Below are 17395 nucleotides of genomic sequence, written 5' to 3' on the forward strand. Positions count from 1 at the left end.
GATGGCCATAGCTTCTACAATAGAATTATGCTATTAACATCTACTCAACTATTTAGACTTTCTCAAGGACATCTCAACTTACTTACAGCTTGTCCCCGTAAATTCCAGCACACCTATCTAGAACAACTCACCGCACCCACAGATCCCCAACAGGAAGAATATCAGACGTTAGGTAGTCGCTTTCATTTGCTCATGCAACAGCAAGAAATGGGTTTACCAATTAATAGTTTTCTGCAAACAGATGCTCAACTGCAAAAATGGATGACATCCTTTGCTAAAGTTGCACCGGAAATATTAGCACCTAACACTGATGAAGAAACTTTCCGTGAAAGCGAACACTATCGAACTTTGCAAATTCAAGATTACTTACTCACAGTCATCTATGATTTATTAATTGCAGATGATCAAAAAGCACAAATTCTGGATTGGAAAACCTATCCCCAACCGCCAAATAAAAGCATTTTAGCGAAAAATTGGCAAACACGGCTTTATATGTATGTTCTGGCAGAAACTAGCAACTATTTACCGGAAAACATATCTATGACTTACTGGTTTGTCCAAGCTAAGGGCAAAACTAAAAGTATTCCATTTAATTATACTATTCAACAACATCAACAAACAGAACAGGACTTAAATAACATACTTGTTAACTTAAATAAATGGTTAGAAGGATATCAAAACAATCAACCCTTCCCTCAAATACCAGCAGTTAAAAAATATTGTGAATCTTGTCAATATGCTTTTCGTTGTTACCCTAAATCAAGTAATTTAGTGGAAATAAATTCAAATTTATTACCCAATCTTGATAATATTCCAGAAATTTCATTTTCATAAAACATCAGAAAATTTATTATTTTTTATTATTCTTAATTCTTAAATAATTCAATGCAGTGGATTTTAGCAGAAACAGAACAACCTCCTAAGTCGTTTATCGAAGCAGTGAAACAATACACACCTCTATCAAGTGGAATGTTTGCGGCTCAATTACTTTGGCAACGGGGAATCAAAGATGTAGAAAAACTAACAACATTTGTTGATTTTCAAGCTTATCAACCAGCAAGTCCATTTGAATTTGAGACAGAAATGGACTTAGCAACGCAACGGTTAAAAAAGGCTGGTGAAGAACAAGAAAAAGTTGCTATTTGGGGAGATTTTGACGCTGATGGGATTACCTCCACTGCCGTTTTATGGGATGGTCTAGGACAATTTTTTATTCAACATCAGCAGTTAATTTATTACATACCTAATCGTTTAACCGAATCTCACGGACTTAATTTAGCAGGAATTGACAACTTAGCTAAACAAGGTTGTACATTAATTGTTACTTGTGACACAGGAAGTACAAATATAGATGAGATTATTTATGCACAACAATTAGGAATAGATGTCATCGTTACAGATCATCATACCTTACCCTCCGAACGTCCACCAGTTGTTGCAATTATCAACCCTCGTTATTTAGCAAAAGAACATCCATTATTTAATCTTTCTGGAGTAGCAGTAGCTTATAAATTAGTGGAAGCACTATATCAAACTTTGCCAGATGTGCCGCAAAATCCCTTAAGTGATTTATTAGATTTAGTCGCGGTGGGTTTAATTGCCGATTTGGTACAATTGAGTGGTGATTGTCGCTATTTAGCACAGTTGGGGATTCAACAACTCCAAGCAGATTATAAAAAACCAGTTGCAGAACGCAGACGACCAGGAGTAGGGAAATTATTAGAATTATGCCAAAAAAGTGGCGATCGCCCCACAGATATTTCCTTTGGTTTAGGCCCACGTATTAACGCCGTTAGTCGCATACATGGTGACGCTAGATTTTGCGTAGAATTACTAACAAGTAGAGATATTAAACGTTGTCATCAACTCGCAGAAGAAACAGAATTAGCTAACACTCGTCGCAAGTCATTACAAAAAGATGTCCAAAATCAAGTATTACAAAAACTCTCTCAATTAGATTTATCAACTACCAGCGTCATCGTTTTAGAAGATCCACAATGGGCTGTAGGTGTGTTGGGTTTAGTTGCTGGACAGGTAGCACAAGAAACAGGTCGTCCGGCGATTTTATTGAGTACAGAAAGTGGAGAATCTGAACCAATTTTTGCAAGAGGTTCTGCACGTTCCATTAATTCTGTTGATTTATATCAACTAGTTAAAGAACAAGCACATTTATTACATCGTTTTGGTGGACATCCTTTTGCAGCAGGTTTAAGTTTGTTGGTGGAAAATATTCCTTTATTTACAGATGCAATTAATCAAAAATTACGGCAATCTTTAGGAGGAATTGATCTGATACCCACAGTACAAGCAGATGTGGTGGTGACAGTTGCAGATTTGGGGAAAGACTTATTTTTAGAACTCAAACTTTTAGAACCTTGTGGAATGGGAAACCCAATTCCTAAACTATTAATTAAAAACTGCTGGTTTGAAAATTCTTGGCATCGTAATCAACAGGACTTGCAAGGAAAAAAAATCCAGTATATTAAAACTGAGTTTGATATTCGGGATGATTCAACTAAAAACTCTTTTCCTGGAATTTGGTGGGGACATTATAAAGAAGAATTGCCTATGGGTAGATGTGATTGTATTGCAGAAATAGACTACAATAGCTTTAAAAAACGCTATGAAATTAGATTAATTGCTGTGCGTTCCTGTGTAGAATCAGAACTCACAACTCAGCATACAGCATTGATTTTAGATTGGCGAAATCAGGAATCCTCAGAACTAAATAAGAAAAACGAAATATTGCTAATTGAATCTTGTCCTAAGAGTTGGAATGATTTAAGGGCATGGTTAAGAAAGTCGATTTATAATCAACAACAACTAGCCTTAGCTTGGTCAAAAACCGAACAACCAAAGCCCAAAGAAATTTGGTTGATGTTAGTAGGAATTGCTAAATACTTGCAGCGTACAAATGAACAAGTTACCCGCGTGCAGCTTTTACATAAATTGGGTATCAGCGACTTGAGTTTATATTTAGGATTTAAGGCTTTAAAATATCTAGGTTTTACAATTCATAGTCAAGATCGTTATTTACAAATGACTTGGAATGCTGTTATTAGTAATGAAAATAGTGCTGATAATGCAATTAATCAATTTTTAGCCGCAGTACAGGAAGAACAATTTCAACAAGAATATTTTAACACAGTTCCCATATCTATTATTCAAGCGATCGCTTGTCACCAGAATCTATAAAGAAGACGAGACAGAGAATGAGCATCAAAAAATGGCTTTGGCTAATATTGTTAATGTTAGGTACAACAATAGCCTTGATGGGGATTACTGGTTTTTTTCGACACCCAGAAACTTTACCTATCGTAGCCACTACTCCTACACAACAGCTTCAACCACAACCTCAAAATAAAAATACTTATACCCTATTAGTGTCTACTGATAGACTTTTGGCACACATTCAAAAATTGAATTTTCAGCGATATACAGCAAAAGAGCGATCGCATAGCCGTAGGTATATCACAAAAGAACTACAAAAATTCGGCTGGAAACCTCAAATCGAAAAATTTCCCACAGGAGTAAATATTTTTGCCCAAAAACAGGGAACAGACAAAGACGCTGGTGCAATTCTCATTGCTGCCCATTATGATACTGTTGATTTATCTCCCGGTGCAGACGACAACGCCACAGGTGTAGCTGTAGTCTTAGAAGTGGCTAGGCTTTTCGCTGACCATCCCACACCCAAAACATTGCAATTAGCTTTTTTTGACCAAGAAGAAGCAGGACTTTTAGGTAGTCAAGCCTTCGTCAAACAAACAGCACGTTTACAAAACATCCGGGGTGTGATTGTTATGGATATGGTCGGTTATGCTTGTTACACTATAGGGTGTCAAAAATATCCCGCTGGACTGCCTGTAAGTCCACCTAGCGATAAAGGTGATTTTTTAGCAGTAGTAGGTGATACAGAACATTTACCTTTATTAAATACTTTTAACAACATTCATCAAAATTTACCCCCAGTATTGAAGTTACCCATACCCTTTAAAGGATTATTAACACCAGACACCTTAAGAAGTGATCATGCTCCCTTTTGGTATCAAGGAGTAGGTGCTGTCTTGGTGACAGATACCGCTAACTTACGTAGTCCTAATTACCATCAACCCAGTGATTTGCCTAAAAATATTGAACCTTCTTTTTTCACAGGTGCAGCACAAATTATAGTTAATGCTGCTACTAATTTGTTAGAACAAAATAATGTATTAACAACAAAATTACCTACCTAACGACTTGGTTGTTTAGGAAATATCAAAGTCCAGTTTTTGGGATTATTAAGCTGAAAATAAAAACCTTGAAAAATCATTTTTACAGCAATACGACTTCTGATATAATGCTTGATTAAATGCGTTCCCGGTTCAGCAAATACATCATCATAATTTTGGCTGTATCCAAAAGGAAGAGAACAGTATTTACGATTATCTGGAACTGTTAACATCATAAATTGAGTTTCTTTATATTGATCAGGAACTCTAAATATTCCATATACATGATGTTCACCCAGCCAAGGCTTAACAACTACTTGGGTAGCTTGGATTTGGAAATTTTGTTTTTTTAATCTTAGTAAATTTACAAGACTACAATTAGAATCATTCACAGGCCACCAAATAATAATAATCAGTAACGAAAACAGAAAAATTAAACCATAAATAATGGTACGGCGCATATCAAAATCCTATCTGATTTATGAAAATGGATTGAGAACACCAAATTCTTCAACAACTTGGTGATCTATCTCCTGAGTGTTTGATGTTTAATTACAGCAGATTTTCAGTAAAGTCAGTACAAAAATTAAGAACAAAGTCTTATTCCAAGAGACTTTCAACCCTGTTCCCTAAATCCTGACACCTCTTCGCTATTGTATGTTCATTTACTTATAGTAGTCAAAGACACCAAAACCAGCTACAATCCCCTAAGTTGAGGTGCAGTTTAAAGATGTTCACAGAAAAAAGCTGGAAGAATTTGAAGATAGTTGCAGGTGTACTGAGTACCATTGCAGTTACAAATTTTTTGGGAGCAAATACTTCCGCACAAGCGGCAGAGAAACTGGTTGTGCGCTATGGTGCATTAGAAGAATCGGCTTCCCTTGTAGATTTAAAAAAAGCTGCGGAGACTGGAGAATTACCCGCTAGTTTAGGAACTTACACCAAAAGATTAACTGAACAACAACGCAACTTCCTGGTGCGCGGTTTAAAAATCAGAGTACCAGTGAATGTTGTCACCCTCAATCGCTTACTCAATACTCAACTTGGTAAAACCATTCTCAATGACATCTCCAAGGCTTTAGTCCGCGAAGATAAAGCCGGAGTTCAAGCACTCAGAGGAGGTTTGATTTTAGGTGCTAACTCACCCCAAGGTCTATCCGTACTCAGTTTTATTGCTGCTTACCCCAGCCAAAACCTAGAAATTAACGTACCACAAGCTTTAACAGTGGCGCGAAGTTTAAATATGGCTTTTTGGCGGACTCAGCAGTTTATGCTGGCTATGACTCCCCGAATAGACCCTAGCAAACTAAAACTTGCTTATTCCCTAGACCCTACACAACCGGGAAGCAGCCAGGTACAAATATTAAACGTAAATTTAAATGATGAAAAGCGCCAACGTAAAATCCCCCTCGACATTTACTGGTCAAATTCTGCCAATACTGAAAAACCAGTAATTGTCCTTTCTCATGGTTTTGGTCTAGTTCGCACAGATTTACGCTATTTAGCAGAACATCTCGCATCCTATGGTTATGTAGTCGCAGCCCCAGAACATCCTGGTAGTAATCTGCAAGCTAACAAAGGTATAAATTCTTTAAATCCCCAGGAATTTTTAGCCCGTCCCCAAGATATTAGTTTTGTGATTGATGAATTAGAAAAACTTAACAAAACCACGGATAATCCATTACAAGGAAAATTGGCCACTAATAAGGTCATGGTTGTAGGTTTTTCTTTTGGTGGGACTACAGCTTTAGCATTAGCCGGTGGTGAGTTTCAAATTGCCAATCTTAAGCAAAGCTGTGACCAAAAAGCAGCTAAATTAACTTTGGTAGAGGGGTTTTTATGTGTAGCTAAAAAATTACCAGAGAATAGCTACCAATTCCGAGATGAGAGAATACAACAAGTAGTAGCTTTAAATCCTGCAACTTCTTTATTATTTGGCGACACCGGGTTAACAAAAGTCAAAGTACCGACTTTAGTTTTGACTGGTTCAGCTGATGACATCACTCCAGCTTTCAGTGAACAAATTATCAGTTTTGCAAAAATTCCCTCTCCTAAATGGTTGGTAGCTGCGGTTGGTGGTACTCATCTCAGTGTGGTAGATCCTAGCGTTACTTCTGATTCACAAGGAAAAACAAACCCATCCATTTCCAGTCGGGAAGTAGTGGGTGAAAAATCGGCTGATGTTCGCAAATATGTCAAAGCTGTTACTTTAGCAATGGCAGCACAGTCAACTTCAGAAGCGAGTAAATATGCTGTTTTTCTGACCCCTGAATATGCTCAAATAGCTTCAACTTCTGTTTTCCCATTTCGTCTACTTACCGAAGTACCACCGACTGCATTGGGTTTTATGCCAGGGTTGAAATAAATAGTTAGGGTTTGCTGAAAAATTTGTCCGTGAGGGCAGGGAACTCTTAACAGAAGGATTCACCCCACAAATAAAGCTGGAGGCTTGAACTATTGAGGAATTATTGATCAAAGTCCCGGAACTTAGTCTAATTTACTGATAATAGTAAATTTGTCCTATTTTTCTGAAACGGTTGATGACAAATTGGTTAAAAAAATAAAAAGGCTTGGAAGGGAAACCAAGCCCAGACTTCACTCAGGGTAAAATATACCTATAGTTTATAAATTTTCAGCAATTTTCACATCCTCCTTAAGGATGAATCTACAATCTAGCAAGCCAGTATGAATGTGGATTATAACTTGGTTTGCATAGGATAACTTTCCTGACAGTGCCGAAGAAATTTTGCTTTCTGAAAGCGTAAGAATTCAGGAGTCAGAAGTCAGGTCTAATGTTTTGAGATATTGAATACAATAGTTGGTAAAATGCACCTGGTTTAGTTTGTTACAAAAACGAACTACGTGGGTTCTGGTAATAGAAACGAAACCCTAAAAGTTTTAAATTCCCCTGAGTATAAGTTTCAAACAACCCTAACCCATATTTAATAGGAAGAGATGAATGGATTGAGTAGACTCTAGATAATTGGTAGTGCAAGAGGTAGATAATAATGTAGATGCTTACTTGAACTTCGATTGAGGTGATATTTACACCTGTAGTTATAGAGTCAGATTATACAGGTTAAGTTATAATCAGAGCAAACGGTTAGGCGCAAATGTAAATAAATTAGTTATTTGATGCCCGAAACAGAATTTGCTGCTACTCAAAACCACTCCCTTAATTATTGGCTGTTATCAGCAAAGTTCCGTAAGCGCATCAGCTGTCGTCTCATTTGCGGAGAGGCTTTGAACTCAGAAACCTCCTGTGCTTTCACAGATGCTTGCAATGTTTCCAAAAAGTCATCAGATCCTTCAGTTAGTGCATCTAGTAGCACCTGTAAAAGTTGTTCGCGATCGCTCAATAGACTCTTTTCCTCAATCAAACGGAATTTAAGATGAATTTCGCACTCATAAACACCCACTTCGAGATTATTGATTTGGCGCGGTAATGCTTTGGAGTTCATAGTCTTGAGGATTCCTTTACTTGGTGTTCATGCCGATGAGAAGCCAGATATCCAGAAAAAAAATTCTTCATATCTCTTTATGAATACAAAGAAGTCTTTGAATGTAAGAGAGTTTCCTCATCCATCATATTTGCATTCCATTTCTTTCTCCCCCCTATTTTGGTTTCAACTGGATTTTTACTGTCGAGTTTTTGCTGAGCCTGTGCTAGTTATGGCATATCTAAGTCCTAAACTATTATTCAGTTTTTCAGATTCCATTCAATAAAGTTTTTGTAAGAAGTTGCCACACCTTTTTAAAAGTTTTTACATCAACTTTATCTAAACGTCAATAACTGTTCAAGATTTTACAAAACCCTCAGTAATATTTCGTAAGAAAAAATACTATGAATTGTGCTGTAATTCAAGCTGAATAAGAATGTTGACAGATTCAGTAAAACTACTAGATGTGAGCTTTTTTTTCAGTAGATTTAGGAGGAGTGAATTCAGAAACAGATGAACTGTAAAATAGTCTTCTGGAGAATCACATACAGACAGAACCTGACTATTTTAGCCCAGAATTTGATCAATAATTCCTTGATGGGACAAGCTTTGGCATTTATCTGTGGAATCAATCCAAAATCGTTCGACTGAATCGCTCACGACGGAGTCCAAAATTGGAAAGAGGAAGTCCAAAGAGGAATCTTTGGAATCTCCACCTTCAAGGAAGTAAGGTGGAGAGGATGTCAACACAGGATTTTAGAATAATGCTGTTGGCGCAACTTGCCATTAGACCTCTTGCTGATAACTAACGGCTGAAGGTTTATCTCAAAAAATACAGCAGATTGCAGATCAATGAGGTACAAAATCTAAATTGAGACCTAGACAGCAATAGAGTTTTACTACTGACTCCTGATTCCTGCTGTATTTTCGTTATAAAGTTAAAGCTAGGCTTAAAGCTTGTAAGTTGAGAGAATTAAGCTCAGGCATAGCAGTTAAAATGATTGCAGTGTAATTAACCAGAATCTTACACATTTTTATGGATAACCCGATGCTGCTCAAGTCCACAACCCGTCATATTCGCATTTTTGCAGCGGAAATGGACAAGGATGATTTAGTTCCTAGTAATCATGTCTTAACTTTAGACATTGACCCAGACAACGAATTTAATTGGAATGAAGACACGCTACAGAAAGTTTATCGCAAGTTTGATGAACTAGTAGAAGCTTATAGTGGTGCAGACCTAACAGATTATAACTTGCGCCGGATTGGGTCAGATCTAGAACATTATCTGCGATCGCTCCTGCAAAAAGGTGAAATTAGCTACAATCTCTCCAGCCGCGTTAATAACTACAGTATGGGATTACCCCAAGTAGCCGCTAACGCAAATCCATAAGGTTAAGAGCTATTGTTGGTGAGTAAGGGAACAGGGAATAGGGAACAGGTGACAGGTGACAGGTGACAGGTGACAGGTGACAGGGAACAGGTGACAGGTGACAGGTGACAGGTGACAGGTGACAGGTGACAGGGAACAGGGAACAGGGAACAGGGAATAGGGAACAGGGAACAGGTGACAGGGAACAGGGAACAGGGAATAGGGAACTATTTATTCTCCCCCAACTCCCCAACTCCCCAACTCCCCATCCTCCCCATCCTCCCCATCCTCCCCATCCTCCCCATCCTCCCCATCCTCCCCATCCTCCCCATCCTCCCCAACTCCCCATCTTCCCCATCCTCCCCAACTCCCCAACCCCAATTTCCAAGTTAAACTTTGGTAACAGGGTGGGAATTAGTTGCTTTTATGATATGGAGTCTCAGGACAAGAGAAGCTATGATGAGGCTGTAGGATTGACTCAGGAGAATGTTTTTTGAATAAGCAGGCAGGATATGAATTTGAGCCTCTGCTGGTAATCATCAGCTAAAATCACGATCCAAAGTTGGATATATTGAGTATAAAAATATGGGCGGTTGAAATTGCCGCTACCCATGCTGTTAAATAAATTGCCAATCGCTGATCGGTGCGACAAATATGGAAAATGACGCGGCAACGCTCTCCTGCCCAAATGAATATTGTCAAGCTGCCAACCCGTTGACCCACAAGTTTTGCCAGCGATGTTCCACTCCCTTACCCAAGCGTTATCTATGGGTGGTGGGAGATAGTTTGAATCTGGGTAGTCCTGGAGAAATTTTAGCCGATCGCTATTTGGTTATTGGTCAATCAATTATTTTTGATCTCAAGCCTGGTTTAGTACCCCAAATCCCGGAATTAGATAATTTAGATCAAATTAGAGCTTATCTAAAGCTAATCCCTTATCGCTTAAACATACCCCAAGTATATGGAATGCTCTCTCTCGATGAGAGACAATCTCAGTCAAAAATATTACTTTTGGAAAAACCACCTATCTTCGTTGATAGCACCGACTCTCAGGTATATCTGTGTAGAAAGTTAACTACGGATTGGGGTGAAGCCTCATCAATGCGGCAAATTAATTGGCTCTGGCAGATAGCTCATTTGTGGCAACCCCTGTTAACGGAAGGAGTCGCTTCTAGTTTATTAGATCCCCATTTACTGAGAGTAGAAGGGGCTTTAGTCAGGTTGCTAGAATTGCATTTTGATTCTCCAACAGTACCAACATTGTCACAATTAGGTGCATTTTGGGAACAACTCATCAAAGATGCCAAACCTGCGATCGCTCAATTCCTCAAGCAAATCAGCGATGGTCTAATTCACGGAGAAATCAGTTCATCTGAGCAATTAATTGCCGTTTTAGATCAAGGACTGGCAGCATTAGGGACAGCCTCATCTGGAAGAAATGCGCCTACCCAAAGCACCACCATTAAAATTATTACCCAAACTGATACAGGCCCTAGTCGTCAACGCAACGAAGATGCCTGTTACCCTCCTCGTGGCCTACTCGTCAGCAAACCGCCCCAGCAAACGGCTTTAGCTATTGTTTGTGATGGTATAGGTGGACATGAAGGCGGCAACATAGCATCAAATTTAGCCATTGAAACCATTCAGCAACAAATTATCCAATTAACATCTGTTCCTTATGAAAATATCGACCCCTTACTACTGCTAAACGACCTAGAACAAGCAGTATCTCTTGTCAATGATAAAATCAGCCACCGCAATGACACTGAGCATCGTCAAGGTCGTCAACGCATGGGAACTACCTTAGTGATGGCTTTGCCTATTGCCCATGAAATGTATATTACCCATATTGGTGATAGCCGTGCCTATTGGATTACCCGCCACGGCTGTTATCAAGTGACTCTGGATGATGATGTGGCTTCCCGTGAAGTCCGCTTAGGTTATGCAATTTATCGTGAAGCATTACAACATAGTGGTTCTGGCTCTTTAGTCCAAGCTTTAGGCATGAGTAAAAGTGCTTCATTGCATCCCACTTCGCAACGATTTATCATTGACGAAGATGCAGTATTCTTACTCACATCCGATGGCTTGAGCGATTTTGACCGAGTTGAAGAGTGTTGGGAAACAGAGATATTACCAATTCTTTCTGGTGAGACAAATATCGAAAATGTTGCCTCTCGGCTCATAGAAATTGCGAATACGAAGAATGGACATGATAATGTAACCATTGCTTTAGTACATTATCAAATCAACTATTCAGAACCAGATATTATTCTCACAGCAACAATTCCTACTATTTCAGCCAGAAAAACAGTAGATTTAACCCCAAAAGTGGCCAATGGGATCGATTTAGGTGATTCCCATCAGCAAACTCAGGTCATTCAGGAAGCCAAGCCAGCCCGCACTTCTCAACTACCGCTACAGTTACTAATTCTTTTAGGAGTGTTGTTAGCCGCTGGTTCACTGGGATATTGGTTGAAAATGCAACGACAGCTACCATCTACAATAGTTGAGCCAGCAACTCCATCTCCTAGTCCACAGCTAGACACAACGATAACACCAAGACCAATACCCTTGGAAACACCAGATGATTTGCCATCACCAGTAATTCAAACACCTGATTCCCAGTGATTCTCATCACCGTCATGGGATATGATAATTCAGGTGAAGAACAAAATCAAAAATTCACTTTCTGAACAAAATTTGTTTGTTGGTTCTTAGAGTTTAGTTTCCTGAATCCATGTCCTGCCTGAATGTGGCGATCGCTCGTCTGGTAAATACTGGCACTGATAACTTCGCTATTTGGGTGGTCAAAGCTCCCTATCCCAGTGGTTATGTTTTGCGTGACTGTGTTTTTTCCCCTGAACTTGGCCAAATTTGGCAAGAATGGCAGCAGATGTTTGCTGGTCATAGTCCCCTAGATATTGCTTCGGTTTCGACAATACCAGGTGTAAATACATTACCTATTGAGATGAGTTCGCCGACCGGTCAAACTACTAGTCCTTACAGTAGTCGGTTGATGCAATCTCTGGGTATAAGTTTATGGCGTTGGGTCTTCGATGGGGCAATTCTTGGTAGTCTAGAACGCAGTCGCGGTATGGCTATGGGTCAAAATAAGCGTCTGCGCTTTCGATTAGAAATTCGTGACCCTGATCTGATTGCTCTGCCTTGGGAGATTATGCAACGCGAACCCGGCCAATCGGCAATATCTCTTTCCCAAGATATTTTATTTAGTCGGACTATTAGTGAAGTTGAACCCCTGCCTAATTTGCGAACAGACCCGACTTTAAATGTCTTATTAGTGTTAGGACATGATGACAATCTACAATTAGAAAAAGAAGCCGCTATTCTAGAAAAAATTTTGTCAGAATCTAGTCCATCTGGGACAAATTCTGTAGCGGATTGTAAGGTAAAAACACTCTTGCAGCCTACTCCACAACAGTTAATTCAAGAGTTAGAAACAAAATCATACAATGTCTTTTTCTTTGCAGGACACGGTTTACCTGCTGCTGATGGTGGTTTATTATTTTTGGGTGCAAATATGTCCCTAAATGGGATAGAATTAGCACAAGTTTTAACCCGTACAGGTGTAAAATTGGGGGTTTTTAATGCTTGTTGGGGAGCGCAGCCAGCGGCAATTAATCAACAAGTTATACCTGCTAGTAGTTTGGCAGAAGTGCTAATCCGTCATGGTGTACCTGCGGTACTAGCGATGCGGGATGAAATTGCTGACCAAGAAAGTCAAAGTTTTATTCAAGCTTTTACAGAAGCATTGCGATCGCGTAAACCAATTGATGAAGCAGTTGCAGCAGCCAGGCAAGAACTGTTAACAATATATAAGTTCAATCAACCTGCTTGGACATTACCAGTTCTTTACCTACATCCCGATTTTCATGGTGATTTGATCAAAAGTGTTGATGAGGGAATTACGGAATTACCAGATACTGCTATCTCAGGTATTAATTCACCCAAACCGACAGCATCTTTAAGGTCACTTTCACCAGCAGGTAAAACTTGGTTATTGCGTTCAGGTGTCACCCGTATTGGTCGCACCAAAGACAATGATATTGTTATTCCTGAACTCTATGTTTCCAAACGTCACGCGGAAATCCTCTGCCGAAATATTTTTATTGGTGGTCAATCTATCACCACTTATTATCTGCAAGATTTCTCTACTTATGGTACAACATGGTGTTTGAGCGCCAATGGTTGGCAACAAATCCTCCGTGAAGAAGTACCTCTGTTGTCGGGAATGCAGTTAAAATTTGGCAGTGCCAAAGGGGAAACATGGGAATTTCTGATTGAAGGTGATAACTGATTGGGGATTGGGAACTGGGGGGTGATGAGGGAGATTAGGGAGAATAATAACTAACAACAGACAACTGACAACTGAATTGTTTTTTGCGGAAATTTGATTTTTCCAGTTGTAGCTGTCAATAGGGCTAATGAATTATGAGGTGAGATGATGATTAATAAAATTAATGGTTTAGATACTTGTAACTTTTTACCATCTCCAATGAATTTAGAGATATTAGAAGCACTACTACAGCCAGAAGATGGGACTTATCCCTGGAATTTGGCAGATGAGCAATCTGAAGCTTATTTTAATGAACTAGAGCAACAATTTGGATGTGATGATTTACTAGAGGAAGACTTGACTAGGCGATCGCAAGATTTTTATCATAATTTAGATACCATCTGGTCTCAAGTCTACCATTCTAAAACTGATCATGATGAACAGCCTGCTAAGGGGCTACAAGCAAGATTAAACAGTGCTTTTGCTGCTTTTGTCCCCTCAAATTGGCTAAATACCATCGCTGACAAAGCAATGGAAATTATCAAATTAGAACTATCGGCAACTGAACAATTAGTAGAATGTGTTCAAGCTTTACTGCCAAATTTCGGAACCGAAGATTTATTTGTGTTAGTCCGTCATGTTGAACCCGCAATGCGGAGTTATGACCAAAACAAATTGGCCGTTATAATCAGCAATATTGAAAATCGAGGGTGGACAGGCTTATCAGAAATAGAGCAAGCAAAAGCCGCCTTTGCGATCGCTCAATATGCCTTCAAAGAAATTTCTGACTCCGAAAATGAAGCCTGAAATTATCCCCTAAATAACGGGTTTTGATTAAATTCAGATGGTTATAATCTGCAATTCTATGTGGCGCTATTCTCCTGTGTCTAAAATATTTTTGCGCTCAATTTTCATCTTTTATTCATAATTTTTCCATCTTAATCTAGATATAGACGAATTGGAATAAGTATTCATCTATCCTAAGATATAGAATGTGATTCAAGCCGCAACTGATGGGGAGCAGAGGAGCAGGGAAGCAGAGGAGCAGAGGAGCAGGGGAGCAGGGGAGCAGGGGAGCAGGGGAGCAGGGGAGCAGGGGAGCAGAGGGGAAATTTCTTCTTATTCTTCTGAACTCCTGAACTCCTGATAGCGTTCACGTAGTGTGCCGTAGGCATAGCGTGGCGTTAGCCATACTCCTGACTTCTGACTCCTGAACTCCTGAACTCCTGATAGCGAAGCGTGGCGTAAGCCATACTCCTGAACTCCTGTATTACCAATTCCCCATCAATGTTTTATTTTGGTTCGAGAAAACGAGTAGCAAAATTTTGCGATCGCGTTGGTGATAGGACTCGTGCTTTGAGGATAGCAGCCATCAAGAAAGCGTAAGATAAAACGCCGACAATAACCAATAGCAAGGCATTAATAGAACCTGTCGCATTCCACAAAGCATGGAGGGCAGAAGCACTCAAATAACCAACCGCGAGAATCTGCCAACCCATCAACGGCTTCAGAACTGCTAACCCGATAAAATAACCCAAATAGCCGCTGTAAGCCATGTGTCCAGCTACAGAACCTAAAATTCGGGGAATTAGTAGTTGTAAACCCACTAATTGACCCGCCCCTACCCCTGATTGTTGGGTGACATTTTGCGTAATGACTGGTACATATTGACCAAGAGTTTCCAGCAAAGTGAAACCGACAGCCGAAGCAGTTCCCAGCAAAATACCATCTAGAGGTTCCCACACACCTATCCGTTCTCGCCAAGGTGATGGCAAGGAGTTACCGATAAAATATGCACCTAAAACGGGTAAAGCCTTGAGAAATTCCTCCATTAAACCAGCGCCAAAAAACATTCTTACTAGTAATTCTGTGAAGGTAATTGACTCTTGAGATGAAGGTAAATTACCAGGAAGAACTACACGAAATACAAAGATAAAAAAATCTAATAAAGGACTGAGCAAAATTAGCATTGTACTCAATGCCATAGCAATAAGTATCCACCAAGGCTTCTGTTTACCGCAAAGTTGGTAGACAAAATAGTAAGCGGCGGAGGCTATATAAGACCCCACAATCACTTGATTTGCTTGGGGATTGCCTACGGTACCGAACATCAGCACTACAAAGATAACTGTTAATATTCCCGGTACAAGGTAAGCTTTGCGAGTTAAATCTTTACCAGTGGAAATAATTGGAAATAGTTGTGTGAAGCTAACTGAGTCATGCTGAGATTGCCGTTGCTGATTTTTGGCAGATGCTATGACTGTGCCTTGGTTAATAGTCATGACTGTTGGTTGCGGGACGAATTCATACTCAAAGATGAATAGTGGTCCATCAGCACCCAAAGAAATGCGATCGCCTTGGTGCAATTCTTGAGAACCTTGTAACAATTGTCCATTTAAAAAAGTGCCATTGGCACTATTCAAATCGCAAATTACCCAACTGAATCTACTATCTGGAGATAAAGAGAGGGGACGAACCACCGCATGACGACGAGATACCATCCGGTACATCATGGCATCCAAGACAACTTGGCAGCTGGGGTCGCGTCCAATGACCATTTCTTGATTGGGAAGCAGCGAGTAGCGAGATTCTGACCCAGAAGCTACGACCTTACTAGACACTAGCCGCAGAAATGCATTATGTCTTGCGTTTTTGCCTGTCATCGAGTTAGTGAATGTGTCTAAACAAATTCTTTGGCTTACGCCACGTTATCAAATGTTTTGGTAGTAGACTTAACTTTAGCCTTATTAACAGCAGCACCATTGATAAATACACTATAACTTCACCAACTGTAGCTTTGCTCCAATTCAAAATACAAAATCCTAAATTCATCAATTTTTAGTGGTTTTACCACTGAAGACCTTATGGATAAAGCACAATGGTAAACCCCTACTGACTAAAGCAGATTAAATTCTGCCATTGCTTTGGGAAAGTTTTTGTTTTCGTGACCTGAACGACTAAGTTTAATTAGGACAAACCGTTGTAATGGAGTTAACATTCCCCACTGTTGCAGGGTAATGGTGACACCTATTTCTTGTAGTTTCTCCTCAAGGCTAGGTGGTAGAGTTGTAGTATTCATCCAAGGGGGAAGAGATTCAACAGGTAATTTGGTAGCTGGTGTCCCTGTAAGTTCCAAAATTAAGTTTTGTAGATACTCTTGATAAGATTGAATCTCTGTTGCGGTCGAACAAGGTAATTTAACTAAATTAGCACGTTCTGATAGATTCATTTGATTCCAATCAGACAATCGCAGCTTGATTCCACAGGTATCTAATTTATAACGTACCAGCATCGGTATGCAACGTAAATTATCAACAAAGTCAGCTTCAAATGCAAATAATTCTGTCATCTGATTTTGGATTTGGAATTTTGGATTTTCGTGAGTTTTAGTCGAACTATTTGGGATTGATTCTAAGAATAAATCAAGTGGTGTTTAGCATCAAGGAATTATGGAACATCCGATTCAAAACTATTCTAGTTTAATTTTCTTTTGAGGAATTATTGCTACTACGAATTATAAAATAACTAATTGATAGGGCAAGAATAGCAATTCCTAAACCGATAATTTCTATTCCCTCAGTTACTTTTAAATCAAGGATAATGATTTTTCTGGCAATAGCAATTAACGAAGTTACAATAACTAATTCAACTTGGAGAACGTGCTTTTTTAGATAACCATTGATGTTTTCTAAAATTTCCAAAGCGATCAAAACATTGAGAAATAAACCAAATACTTTAAATAAATTCTGACTAAAACTTCCGTCTGATGGGGAAAGTATTTCCTTGGCTATAAATATAGCTAAATCGGCTAAAGCTGCAAAAATTACTATCAGCATCAGCAGAGATAACAATTTTGATACTACTACTTCTACATTTTCTATCAAATGCCTAAAACTTTCATCACTGGTAGCTTGTATAAACTGTTTGATTAGTTTTTTCATTTGCTTGGTAGACCCCATTTTAAGTTACGACAGAAATCAGCAGTAAAAATCTTTTTTTAGTAAGTATTCATCTGTAGAACTCGTTCATATCCAGATCCGCGACTTCTGACATGAATTGATCATTTGTGGACACA

14 protein-coding genes are annotated in these 17395 nt (G+C 39.2%); 9 read left to right on the top strand and 5 right to left on the bottom strand.

Translation table 11 applies throughout. The features are described 5' to 3' along the window. The first annotated feature begins 27 nt into the window (after positions 1 to 27). The 3 genes from ACLLO5_RS07225 to ACLLO5_RS07235 are packed head-to-tail and all read left to right on the top strand — an operon-like array spanning position 28 to position 4235. Complete coding sequence (locus tag ACLLO5_RS07225) at positions 28 to 834, top strand: PD-(D/E)XK nuclease family protein (RefSeq protein ID WP_413174799.1); 807 nt, start codon at positions 28 to 30, stop codon at positions 832 to 834. 51 nt (positions 835 to 885) lie between these two features. After that, on the top strand, positions 886 to 3195 hold the full coding sequence (gene recJ, locus ACLLO5_RS07230; RefSeq protein WP_413174800.1) for a single-stranded-DNA-specific exonuclease RecJ: 2310 nt from the start codon (positions 886 to 888) through the stop codon (positions 3193 to 3195). A gap of 17 nt (positions 3196 to 3212) precedes the next feature. Continuing rightward, positions 3213 to 4235: a M20/M25/M40 family metallo-hydrolase gene (locus tag ACLLO5_RS07235; protein ID WP_413174801.1), complete on the top strand. Its 1023-nt coding sequence runs from the start codon at positions 3213 to 3215 to the stop codon at positions 4233 to 4235. On the opposite strand, the gene ACLLO5_RS07240 is transcribed toward ACLLO5_RS07235, so the two are convergent. Then, positions 4232 to 4672, bottom strand: coding sequence for a hypothetical protein (locus ACLLO5_RS07240; protein WP_413174802.1), 441 nt, complete (start codon positions 4670 to 4672; stop codon positions 4232 to 4234). The genes ACLLO5_RS07235 and ACLLO5_RS07240 overlap by 4 nt on opposite strands. A gap of 269 nt (positions 4673 to 4941) precedes the next feature. Between ACLLO5_RS07240 and ACLLO5_RS07245 the strand changes: the two genes are divergently transcribed. Further along, a complete protein-coding gene (locus ACLLO5_RS07245) occupies positions 4942 to 6576 on the top strand; it encodes an alpha/beta hydrolase (RefSeq protein WP_413174803.1) in 1635 nt (544 codons plus the stop codon). Positions 6577 to 7390: 814 nt separating this feature from the next. Here ACLLO5_RS07245 and ACLLO5_RS07250 read toward each other — a convergent pair. After that, positions 7391 to 7672, bottom strand: a complete 282-nt coding sequence (locus tag ACLLO5_RS07250) for an Npun_R1517 family heterocyst differentiation transcriptional regulator (RefSeq protein WP_413174804.1) — start codon at positions 7670 to 7672, stop codon at positions 7391 to 7393. A gap of 1015 nt (positions 7673 to 8687) precedes the next feature. Between ACLLO5_RS07250 and ACLLO5_RS07255 the strand changes: the two genes are divergently transcribed. The 5 genes from ACLLO5_RS07255 to ACLLO5_RS07275 all read left to right on the top strand — a co-directional run bounded on the left by ACLLO5_RS07255 (position 8688) and on the right by ACLLO5_RS07275 (position 14127). Beyond that, positions 8688 to 9044 carry an NAD(P)H-quinone oxidoreductase subunit M gene (locus tag ACLLO5_RS07255; RefSeq protein ID WP_413174805.1) on the top strand — a complete coding sequence of 119 codons (357 nt, stop codon included), beginning with the start codon at positions 8688 to 8690 and terminating at the stop codon, positions 9042 to 9044. 125 nt (positions 9045 to 9169) lie between these two features. Beyond that, positions 9170 to 9520, top strand: a complete 351-nt coding sequence (locus tag ACLLO5_RS07260) for a hypothetical protein (RefSeq protein WP_413174806.1) — start codon at positions 9170 to 9172, stop codon at positions 9518 to 9520. A 157-nt stretch (positions 9521 to 9677) separates the two neighbouring features. Beyond that, positions 9678 to 11654, top strand: a complete 1977-nt coding sequence (locus ACLLO5_RS07265) for a protein phosphatase 2C domain-containing protein (protein WP_413174807.1) — start codon at positions 9678 to 9680, stop codon at positions 11652 to 11654. Positions 11655 to 11763: 109 nt separating this feature from the next. Next, positions 11764 to 13341: a CHAT domain-containing protein gene (locus tag ACLLO5_RS07270; protein WP_413174808.1), complete on the top strand. Its 1578-nt coding sequence runs from the start codon at positions 11764 to 11766 to the stop codon at positions 13339 to 13341. 144 nt (positions 13342 to 13485) lie between these two features. Further along, entirely contained in the window at positions 13486 to 14127 is a 642-nt protein-coding gene (locus ACLLO5_RS07275) for a hypothetical protein (protein ID WP_413174809.1), read from the top strand. Positions 14128 to 14612: 485 nt separating this feature from the next. On the opposite strand, the gene ACLLO5_RS07280 is transcribed toward ACLLO5_RS07275, so the two are convergent. The 3 genes from ACLLO5_RS07280 to ACLLO5_RS07290 form a co-directional block, all read right to left on the bottom strand. After that, positions 14613 to 15983 (bottom strand): PrsW family glutamic-type intramembrane protease, encoded by a 1371-nt coding sequence (locus tag ACLLO5_RS07280; RefSeq protein ID WP_413174810.1) that lies wholly within the window; start codon positions 15981 to 15983, stop codon positions 14613 to 14615. Positions 15984 to 16216: 233 nt separating this feature from the next. Beyond that, positions 16217 to 16669, bottom strand: a complete 453-nt coding sequence (locus ACLLO5_RS07285) for a nitrate reductase associated protein (RefSeq protein WP_413174811.1) — start codon at positions 16667 to 16669, stop codon at positions 16217 to 16219. A gap of 130 nt (positions 16670 to 16799) precedes the next feature. Next, a complete protein-coding gene (locus ACLLO5_RS07290) occupies positions 16800 to 17261 on the bottom strand; it encodes a phosphate-starvation-inducible PsiE family protein (protein ID WP_413174812.1) in 462 nt (153 codons plus the stop codon). Positions 17262 to 17395: the final 134 nt, after the last annotated feature.

Origin of the sequence: Anabaena azotica SJ-1, assembly GCF_047275885.1 — a bacterium.
GTDB lineage: Bacteria > Cyanobacteriota > Cyanobacteriia > Cyanobacteriales > Nostocaceae > Trichormus_B > Trichormus_B azotica_A.